This is a genomic window from Porticoccus sp. (assembly GCF_965660005.1).
In the GTDB taxonomy this organism is placed as follows: Bacteria; Pseudomonadota; Gammaproteobacteria; order Pseudomonadales; family Porticoccaceae; genus Porticoccus.
The window spans coordinates 1-9,963 of record NZ_CBFHYF010000052.1; the positions used below are offsets into that span (position 1 = coordinate 1).

At 47.9% G+C, this 9,963-nt stretch carries 11 protein-coding genes; 10 read left to right on the plus strand and 1 reads right to left on the minus strand.

Annotated features, from left to right (window positions below; translation table 11 throughout):
- The 10 genes from ACTF5G_RS09130 to ACTF5G_RS09175 all read left to right on the plus strand — a co-directional run.
- A partial coding sequence (locus ACTF5G_RS09130) for an ACT domain-containing protein (protein WP_438952506.1) occupies nt 1-360 on the plus strand: 360 nt, incomplete at its 5' end.
- A 3-nt stretch (nt 361-363) separates the two neighbouring features.
- Complete coding sequence (mazG, locus tag ACTF5G_RS09135; protein ID WP_438952507.1) at nt 364-1,185, plus strand: nucleoside triphosphate pyrophosphohydrolase; 822 nt, start codon at nt 364-366, stop codon at nt 1,183-1,185.
- A gap of 122 nt (nt 1,186-1,307) precedes the next feature.
- Nucleotides 1,308-1,961: an adenylate kinase gene (adk, locus tag ACTF5G_RS09140; RefSeq protein ID WP_438952508.1), complete on the plus strand. Its 654-nt coding sequence runs from the start codon at nt 1,308-1,310 to the stop codon at nt 1,959-1,961.
- Nucleotides 1,962-2,031: 70 nt separating this feature from the next.
- Complete coding sequence (hemH, locus tag ACTF5G_RS09145; protein WP_438952509.1) at nt 2,032-3,018, plus strand: ferrochelatase; 987 nt, start codon at nt 2,032-2,034, stop codon at nt 3,016-3,018.
- A 141-nt stretch (nt 3,019-3,159) separates the two neighbouring features.
- Entirely contained in the window at nt 3,160-4,020 is an 861-nt protein-coding gene (locus tag ACTF5G_RS09150; protein WP_438952510.1) for a hypothetical protein, read from the plus strand.
- Between the two features lie 148 nt (nt 4,021-4,168).
- Nucleotides 4,169-4,894 carry a tRNA (adenosine(37)-N6)-threonylcarbamoyltransferase complex dimerization subunit type 1 TsaB gene (gene tsaB / locus ACTF5G_RS09155; protein ID WP_438952511.1) on the plus strand — a complete coding sequence of 242 codons (726 nt, stop codon included), beginning with the start codon at nt 4,169-4,171 and terminating at the stop codon, nt 4,892-4,894.
- Nucleotides 4,894-5,697, plus strand: a complete 804-nt coding sequence (locus tag ACTF5G_RS09160; RefSeq protein WP_438952512.1) for an undecaprenyl-diphosphate phosphatase — start codon at nt 4,894-4,896, stop codon at nt 5,695-5,697. The genes tsaB and ACTF5G_RS09160 overlap by 1 nt, the downstream gene beginning before the upstream one ends.
- Nucleotides 5,698-5,721: 24 nt before the next feature.
- The gene (locus ACTF5G_RS09165; protein WP_438952513.1) at nt 5,722-6,609 is read left to right on the plus strand and encodes an NAD(P)-dependent oxidoreductase; all 888 of its coding nucleotides are present in this window, start codon (nt 5,722-5,724) and stop codon (nt 6,607-6,609) included.
- A gap of 6 nt (nt 6,610-6,615) precedes the next feature.
- Nucleotides 6,616-7,929 carry a M18 family aminopeptidase gene (locus ACTF5G_RS09170; protein WP_438952514.1) on the plus strand — a complete coding sequence of 438 codons (1,314 nt, stop codon included), beginning with the start codon at nt 6,616-6,618 and terminating at the stop codon, nt 7,927-7,929.
- 70 nt (nt 7,930-7,999) lie between these two features.
- Entirely contained in the window at nt 8,000-9,031 is a 1,032-nt protein-coding gene (locus tag ACTF5G_RS09175) for a tryptophan--tRNA ligase (RefSeq protein ID WP_438952515.1), read from the plus strand.
- Between the two features lie 28 nt (nt 9,032-9,059).
- On the opposite strand, the gene ACTF5G_RS09180 is transcribed toward ACTF5G_RS09175, so the two are convergent.
- Nucleotides 9,060-9,963: aminotransferase class III-fold pyridoxal phosphate-dependent enzyme (locus tag ACTF5G_RS09180; protein ID WP_438952516.1), on the minus strand; the 904-nt coding region annotated here is incomplete at its 5' end.

Genomic DNA, 9,963 nt, shown 5'->3' on the forward strand with positions numbered 1-9,963 from the left:
ACCCGGGGGGTTTCCGTTCACCGCAAGGATTGCGGGAAAATCCTTCGCTTGCAAAATGTCGAGCCGGAAAGAGTGATTGAGGTCAGCTGGGGCGGTGAGCCGAAAAAAGTATACCCAGTAAAAGTTGCCCTGGAATCCTACGACAGAAGCGGTTTATTACGTGACATCAGCGCAGTCCTGGATAAAGCGGGGCTGAATATTTTGGCCATGTCTTCACGAAGTGACCAAGGCCGGAAAGGGGTTTCTGTGCGAATGGAAGTCACCCTTGAAGTCACAAACATTCATGAACTCAGTAACGTCATGAGCAAATTGAGACAAATCCCGAATATCACCGGCGTACAACTTATTGATGAAGGTTAGTGTATGGCAGACTCTTATACCATAGACAATCTATGCTACTTGATGGCACGGTTGCGCAAGCGGGAAACGGGCTGCCCCTGGGATCTAAAGCAGACGTTTAAAACGCTTGCTCCCTGCACACTGGAAGAAGCCTACGAGGTCGCAGATGCCATTGAGAATGAAGATTACAACCAGCTCAAAGAAGAATCGGGTGATTTGTTATTCCAGGTCATTTTTTACGCACAGTTGGGGAAGGAACAAAATCTGTTTGATCTTGAGCAGGTCATCTCACTGTTGGTAGAAAAACTTATTGCCCGCCACCCCCATGTTTTTCCGGACGGTACTCTCTATAGCGAACGCTCCCCAGGGCTGCCCCTCAATGAGCAGTCCATTAAAGATAATTGGGAATTCATCAAACAAAGCGAAAGAAAGGAAAAGGGGCGGGAATCAATCCTTGATGATATACCCGCCGGTTTACCCGCATTGACTCGTGCAATGAAACTGCAAAAGAGAGCCGCCAATCACGGTTTTGACTGGCCGGATGTACAAGGTGTTCTGGAAAAAATCAATGAAGAGAGCCAGGAGCTGAAAGAAGCAATTGCGGAGGGCGAAGTAGAAGCCATTGAAGACGAGCTTGGTGATTTACTGTTTACAGTGGTCAACCTCTGTCGTCACCTTAAAGTGGACGCCGAAACCGCCTTGCGAAGATCATCGAAAAAATTCGAACAGCGTATTAATCATATCGAAGAAACCTTGTGTCATCAGAGGATGAAAGTGATCGATGTGTCAGCTGAACAGCTCAATGATTTGTGGGTAGAAGCCAAGCTGGCCACTCTCCAGAAGTAAGGCTGAGAGTCCCGTCTGACTTGTGGTTGTGGTCATTTCTGTGTAATGTTTGCGACCTCAATTGCGAGTTTGGGTAATTGACTAATCACTCTAATTCAACCCCAGATAATCGGAGATCACGAATGCGAATTATTTTGTTGGGCCCACCGGGCGCCGGGAAGGGTACTCAGGCCAAATACATCACTGAAAAATTTGGCATCCCCCAAATATCCACTGGTGACATGTTGCGGGCAGCAGTAAAAGCGGGAACAGAACTGGGGCTGAAGGCCAAAGGTATCATGGCTTCTGGTGGGTTGGTCTCCGATGACCTTATCATTGCACTGGTAAAAGAGCGTATTCAGGAACCTGATTGTGTAAATGGTTTCCTGTTTGACGGCTTTCCCAGAACCATTCCGCAGGCTGAGGCTCTGTTAAACGAAGGCGTGGCTATCGATAAAGTCATCGAAATCCATGTTGAAGACGAAGAAATTGTTTCACGCTTGAGTGGCCGGCGGGTTCATGATGGCTCTGGTCGCGTCTATCACGTAACACATAATCCACCGCAAAAAGAAGGGCTGGACGATATCACTGGTGAACCTCTGGTGCAGCGTGATGATGATAAGGAAGATACTGTTCGCAACCGTCTTTCTGTCTACCACGAGCAAACTCAGCCTTTGGTCGGTTTTTATAAGGACCTGGCCAGAACGCAGCCGGACAAAGCACCTTCCTATGCTTGCGTCAATGGCATTGGAAAACTCCCGGAAGTTGAATCACGGCTAGAAGAAGCTCTGGTCTGAGCACAGCAACTGATGCAGACTGGGCGCTTTATGAGCCCATTTTTTTGCCAACTATAAAGCCTGAGATACGATGCATAAAACATCTGTCATTCTGGTCAATCTGGGCACCCCGGAAGAACCGACACCTGCCGCAATAGCGCGTTTCCTGACAGCGTTTCTCTCGGACGTCCGCGTGGTTGAAGTGCCCAGGCTGATCTGGTGGTTTTTGCTAAGACTGGTCATTATCCCCCTTCGCGCTAAGCGGGTGGCACATGCATACCATGAAATATGGTGGGAAGAGGGCTCACCATTGCGTGTTGTCAGCGGTCGACAGGTGGCGGGCTTGCAGAATGTGTTGTCGGAGCGCTACGGTCAAAACGCGCCTGTTGTTGCGGAGGCCATGACCTACGGTAAACCATCTTTAAAGGAAACAATCAGTTGTCTGGAAGAAAAAGGTATCGAGAAGTTTTTGATAATCCCCATGTATCCCCAATACTCGGGATCGACCACAGGTGCAATCTACGATCAGGTAGCTAGCATCATTCAGGAAAGCCGCAATATCCCCGATATGACCGTTATAAAATCATTTTATGATCATGCCGGTTACATTCAATCAATTGCTGAAGTGATAAAAAATCATTGGGCTGAGAATGGACGCAATGAAAAACTTTTGATGTCCTTTCATGGAATTCCTCAGGATTATGTGGATAAGGGTGATCCGTATGGTGAACATTGTCGCGCAACAGCCGATGCCGTTGCCAAGGCTCTGGGGCTCGGATCCTCCGAATGGTCAATGAGCTTTCAATCGAGATTTGGTCCAAAAAAGTGGCTTCAGCCCTATACCGATGATCAGCTCATGGCATGGTTAAAGGCGGGAGTCAAATCTGTCGATATCGTTAGTCCTGCATTTACTGCAGACTGTCTAGAAACGCTTGAAGAACTAAACATGGCTTACCGTGAAATATTTCTCGAACAGGGAGGAGAGAAATATCATTACATTCCATGCGTCAATGATACGCCATCATTTATCGATGCGCTGGCTGAAATGACTGCGAATAAACTGACACTGAATCAATAAATTTCACAATAAATGCCAGATTGGGCAACACAAAAAATAATTCCCTATGCTAAAATGGAAATATTGTCTATTTTGAATAAACTTTAATCATCTTTTTTAATCAAAAAATCTGTATTTCTTCCAGTAGCAAGGAGAAACATCATGGCCAACGCTCCAAAAAAGCGTGTAACAAAATCTGCCGGAAAAAAAACTGCAGCGTTATCTACAAAAAAAGCTGCTACTTCATCAGTTAACAAGATAGCTGTGGCTTTTCAGCGTATCGAGAAGGAAGTGGATATACAGAAGAAAAAAGTTGCCGATGCCAAACAAAAGTTGTCTGCTGCAAAAAACAGGGTTACTGAAAATGCGACCAAAGCATCTCAGGCGTTACTTAAAAAGCGCATTCAGGAAGTCACAACAAATGTCCGTAAGCTGAATAACCTGGTCTCAAAGAATACGCTGGTAAAAGCTGAACTCAGAGCAGAAAAGATTCTGTCTCAGCTTGCAGATGCAGAAGAGAAAGCCAGAAACAGAATTCTTATAACAGAAAAAAAGTTGGAGCAAAAAACGGCCTCAGATCTTGATAAAGCAATGGCCCGCTATAAAAAATCCTGGCTGAAAAAACGTACTACCGACATCGCCAAAAAGGTCAGGACTGTCGAAAGAAATACTCTGGCCAAAGTCAAAACCATTGAAAAACGTTTACACAAGAAGGCCTCAGCTGTCATCAGGAGTGCTGAACAAAAAATTAACGGGCAATCGCAAGCTCCTTCCAAGACAATTTCCTTGCGTGGCCCCGGTCGGCCACCGGCAGTGACAACGACAGCTGCAAAATCCTCCAAGACCAGAGCTACAGCAAAACAGCCGGTAGCGAAAGCAGCGGGTAAGGCAAATACTGCCCGGAAAACGCCAGCAACAAAAAAATCAGCAGTTGCTCGACCTAAACGTTGGAGTCCATCGGCAACCAACAAGAAATCGGCAACACGTAAAACCCCAACTGCCGGGAAGAGTGCAGTGTCATAAGCCAATCCGGCAGCAAATAGCAAGCTGGAGACACCGATAGAATAGGTGGTGTTTTACATTCTGTGTATCGGGAAATACACCCAATCAAACTCCGTTCTTTACCACAAACAGGGTACAATCCCCCGCCTTAACGGGGGATTTTTTTGTTGTGAAAAAAGTCTTGGCAATTGATACAACAACGCAGGCATGCTCGGTCGCCCTGGCGCTCGGGCAAACTGTCATCAATCGTTATCAGCTTGCCAGTCGAGAGCATACCCGCCTGTTATTGCCAATGGTGAATGACCTGCTTTCAGAGGCTGGGATGAAATTAACCCAACTTGATGCGCTCGCTTTTACGCTGGGTCCGGGCTCTTTCACAGGCATTCGGATTGGCTTTAGTGCTATACAGGGGCTAGCTCTTGGGGCCGCCCTTCCTGTGTTGCCTGTATCCAGCCTTGAAACCCTGGCTCACACTGCGCTCAGACAACTATCCCTGCAGGATAATTGTCGTCTTTTGCCGATGTTTGATGCCCGAATGGATGAAATTTATTGGTCCGCATTCGAATGGAATGGTATTGAGTTGATTCGTCTGTTGCCAGACAGTCTTTCTTCGCCTGAAAGGGTCACACTCCCGGAAAGTCAATTACCTCTGACGGCGATTGGTGATGGGTGGCAGTACGCCGAGCGCATTGGCTTGCAACCAGCGGAAATGACTTCGGCATTATTGCCAGATGCCCGGGATGTGCTGACTATTGCGATGCCACAGATTGTCAATGGTAACTCAATGGCGATAGATGATGTACAGCCGCTATACCTCAGAGATAAAGTGTCCTGGCAAAAACGGAAACGGCTGCGCGAGGGCACCAATTCTGGCGGAACAGGAATCTGGAAATAGTGGATACTCTGCAGATTTTTTTTCTGGCTATTATTCAGGGCCTCACCGAATTCTTGCCGATTTCAAGCTCTGCTCATCTTATTTTGCCATCAGCTGTACTCGGCTGGACAGACCAGGGACTGGCCTTTGATGTCGCAGTCCATGTTGGCTCCCTGATAGCTGTACTCTGGTATTTTCGCCACGATGTTCAGCAGGTGATAGTGCACTGGTGCCGCAGTCTAACTGCCGATGGTAAACCTACCGCTGAAAGCCGCCTGGGCTGGCAACTTATTCTCGCGACTATTCCCGCTGGTCTGGCAGGTTTGCTGTTGGGTGATTTTATCGAAAGCCAGCTGCGTTCAATTGCCGTCATTGCTGCAACAACCATCCTGTTTGGCTTGCTCTTGGGAATATGTGACTTGTGGGGACACCGCGTCAAAACGCTTCATCAGATCACTTGGCGCTCGGCACTTTTTATCGGGGTAGCCCAGGCGCTGGCTCTGATTCCGGGTACATCAAGATCAAGTATTACCATGACGGCAGCATTGGCGCTGGGTTTTACACGGGAATCGGCTGCTCGCTTTTCTTTCCTGATGTCGATTCCTGTCATCATTCTCAGTGGTGGTTACAAATGTGTTCAACTCCTTCAACTACCCCGGATTCCATGGAGTGATATTCTCCTCGGCACAGGACTTTCCTGTATTGCTGCCTACCTCTGTATCCGTGTCTTCCTTACCTGGATCAATCGAATTGGTATGATACCTTTTGTCATTTATCGACTTCTATTGGGCGCTGTATTGATCGTCATCCTGGTGAATAATTAAGTTGATATTTGGAGGGGATCGTTCATGAAAAAAATTGCTTTCATTGGCCTTGGTGTCATGGGTTTCCCGTTAGCTGGCCATTTGAGCAGGGCCGGGTTTTCAGTCTGCGTTTATAACCGCACTCAACGAAAAGTTGCACAATGGCTGGAGCAATACCAGGGGATTGCGGCAACAACCCCAGCAGAGGCAGCCAAAAATGCACAGATTATTTTTACCTGCGTAGGTAATGAGGAGTCTTTACAGGAAGTTCTCCTGGGTGATTTTGGTGCTTTCAGCGGGGCAGACCGGGGAGCGTTCTTCGTCGATCACACTACTGTGTCGGCCAGAGTCACCCGGGACCTTGCAAAAGAAGCAGAAAAACATGGCATGGTTTATCTCGATGCTCCGGTATCCGGTGGTCAGCAAGGTGCTGAGCACGGCTCTCTGACAGTTATGGTTGGTGGTGAGGAAGCACAATTTTGTCAAGTAAGCCCCATTATCAAACATTATGCCAACAGGGTTTCCCTGATGGGCCCGGTCGGGTCTGGGCAACTGTGTAAAATGGCGAATCAGGTCTGTGTGGCGGGCGTTATTGAATCACTTGCCGAGGGGTTGTTTTTTGCTCGTCAGGTGGGGCTTGATCCAGAACAGGTCATAGAGGTCATCGCCAAGGGGGCCGCACAATCCTGGCAAATGGAAAATCGCTATCAAACTATGCTGGCGGGTGAGTACAATCACGGTTTTGCCGTGGACTGGATGTGTAAGGATTTGGCCATTGTGCTCGATGAAGCCCAGCGCCACGGCAGTAAGCTTCCTGCAACAGAGCTGATCAGTAAATTTTATCGGGAAATCCAGTTGATGGGCGGCGGACGTTGGGATACATCGAGCCTGCTGGAAAGACTTGAAGTGACGAACAATGAGGTCGGCAGTTAGTCCAATATGAATAAACAGCGTTACAACCAGCAGTTGCTGGATTTTATTTATCAATCCCCCACACCATTCCATGCCGTCAGAAGTATGCGCGAAATATTGGGGTCCTCTGGATTTATCTGGCTGCCGGAAGATGCTGAATGGGATATAAAGCCGGGTGGTCGTTATTACACTGTCCGCAACGGTTCGTCCATTATCGCTTTTATTGCAGGGCATCAGCCCGGCATTGAGACTGGAGTACGTATGGTGGGAGCTCATACGGACAGCCCCTGCCTCAAAGTGAAGCCAAAACCGGAACTGAATCGTCAGGGCTATTTTCAGCTAGGTGTCGAAGTTTACGGAGGGGCACTTCTGAACCCCTGGTTTGACCGCGACCTCAGTATAGCTGGTCGCCTGGTGTTCGATGATGGAGAGGGCTTGTTGGACCAGATACTGGTTGATCTGAAAAGACCGGTGGCTGTGATTCCCAGCTTGGCTATTCACCTGGACAGGGATGCAAATAATGAACGCAAGGTGAATCCACAAACCGATATTCCCCCCCTGTTATTCATAGATCCCGATAAATCGGTGACAGATTTTCGCGAATTCCTGGTAAAGGAATTGTTCTCCTCTGGTGATTTGCCGGAAAAAGCCAGAATCCTGGATTACGAACTGTACTTCTATGATTGCCAAAAACCGGCTATGACTGGCATGCATAAAGAATTTATTTCCGGTGCCAGGCTGGACAATTTGCTCAGCTGCTTCACGGGTATGCAGGCTCTCCTGGAAGCTGGCGATCAGATTAGCACCATGCTGGTTTGTAACGATCATGAAGAAGTTGGCAGTATTTCTGCTTGTGGGGCAAACGGACCGATGTTGCAATCAGTGCTGCAACGCCTTTACCCGGATCCGGCCCTGTTAACCAGGGTGATGCGACGTTCTTTGATGGTATCCGCAGATAATGCTCACGGAATTCATCCGAATTTTGCTGATCGGCACGATAATAATCATGGACCACGTTTAAATGAAGGACCGGTTATTAAAATAAATGCCAATCAGCGCTATGCCACCAATAGCATCAGCTCCGCTTTGTTTCGTCATCTGTGTGAAAAGGAAAAGATCGCCGTCCAGACATTTGTAAACCGTACAGACTTGAGTTGCGGGAGCACAATCGGGCCAATTACCGCGGCGATGGTTGGTGTTCAAACATTGGATATCGGCGTGCCCACGTTTGCCATGCATTCTATTCGTGAAATGGCTGGCGCGGATGATGCCTTTAATTTATACCGGGCGTTAAAGACATTTTATAATTACCCCTCAATGTTGATGATTCAGGAGGCCTGAATACAGGCTTTATTCAAATCCTGAAATCCGTATGATGTGGGCCACCAAGATCAGATCAAAGAATTTAATCATGAGTCAGTATTCATCTAAAGCCGTTGTGACTGATACCGTTTTAACGGGGATTACAACCACTGGCACACCGCATCTCGGTAATTACGTGGGTGCTATTCGTCCCGCGATTGACGCCAGTCAGAAGACTGGTATCAATGCTTACTATTTTCTCGCAGATTACCATGCGTTGATCAAATGTCAGGATCCAGGCATGGTGCATCAATCAAGCATGGAAATTGCCGCCACCTGGTTGGCACTGGGCCTCAATACTGACAATGTTGTATTTTATCGGCAGTCGGATATCCCCGAAATCACTCAGCTGATGTGGTTTCTGAACTGTGTTGCCGCTAAGGGGTTAATGAACCGAGCTCATGCTTACAAGGATTCCGTTCAAAAAAACCAGGATTCGGGTGAAGATCAGGATTTTGGTATTACTATGGGGCTTTTCTCTTATCCAGTACTGATGGCAGCCGATATCCTGATGTTCAACGCTACCAAAGTGCCGGTGGGAAGAGACCAGATTCAGCATATAGAAATGGCCAGGGACATTGCGCAACGTTTTAACCATGTTTACGGCGAGCATTTCGCCTTGCCAGAAGCCATAGTCGATGACTATGTTGCCGTATTACAAGGTCTCGATGGTCGTAAAATGAGTAAAAGTTACGGTAATACTATCCCCCTGTTTTCCCCTGAAAAACAACTAAAAAAACACATCAATAAAATTAAAACCAACCTGCTGGAGCCCGGGGAGCCGAAGGACCCGGACACGTCAACTGTATTCCAGATTTGGCGGGCATTCGCCAGCGAGGAGCAAACTTTAGCCATGCGCCGTGAATTTGAAAATGGCATAGCCTGGGGTGAAGCCAAAAAACAATTGTTTGAACTGATTGAAACTGAGCTGCGTGAGCCGCGAGAACGCTACAACGAATTACTCAAAAATCCTTCTCACATAGAAAATCTGCTTAATGAAGGGGCTGAGAGGGCGAGGGCGGCAAGCACCCCTTTTATGGCAAAACTCAACCGGGCCGTCGGTCTCTATTCATTGTCCTGAGTAGTTTTATAGTGTAAAAGCCCTGTGCTCATTGAGGGGAATCCCTCACAACTTCAACCATCGCACTGGTTAATACGGCTAAATCCGCTTTGCTGATAATGAAGGGTGGCATGACATACACAAGTTTTCCGAACGGCCTTACCCACACACCTTTATCGACAAACTGTTTTTGAATAACTGGCAAGTCGACCGGATTCTTCATCTCGATGACACCAATGCTTCCGAGCACACGTACGTCTTCAACATGATCGAAATCTCTGGCTGGTGCCAGTTCCACAAACAATTGCTGTTCGATATCCTTGACCCGCGTCATCCAATCTGAGCTAAGCAGCAGTTCTATACTTGCATTGGCCACAGCGCAGGCGAGGGGATTCCCCATAAATGTTGGACCGTGCATGAAAACACCCGCTTCACCTAGACAGATACCATTACTGACCTTCTCAGTACAGAGCGTCGCCGCCAGCGTCATATAGCCGCCGGTTAGCGCCTTGCCAAGACACATAATATCCGGTGTTATCCCCGCCCACTCACTGGCGAAAAGCCTTCCGGTGCGACCAAAACCCGTGGCAATCTCATCCACAATTAACAGGACATCATACTGGTCACACAAGTCGCGGACACGCTTCAGAAACATCGGCGAATAAAAGCGCATACCCCCGGCCCCCTGAACAACCGGCTCGAGTATTACTGCAGCAATCTCACCTGCATGAGTCGAGATTATTTGCTTAAATTCATTGATATAGTCTTCGTCCCAGGCAGCATCAAAATCACATTTTGGCGAGTCTGAAAAAAATTGGTCTGCCAGCACGTCCCGGAACAGATGATGCATGCCTGTGATAGGATCACAAACCGACATGGCGCCAAAAGTATCACCGTGATAACCGCATTTCAGGCTCAAAAATCGCGATTTCCGCTTCTCTCCCAGAGAATGC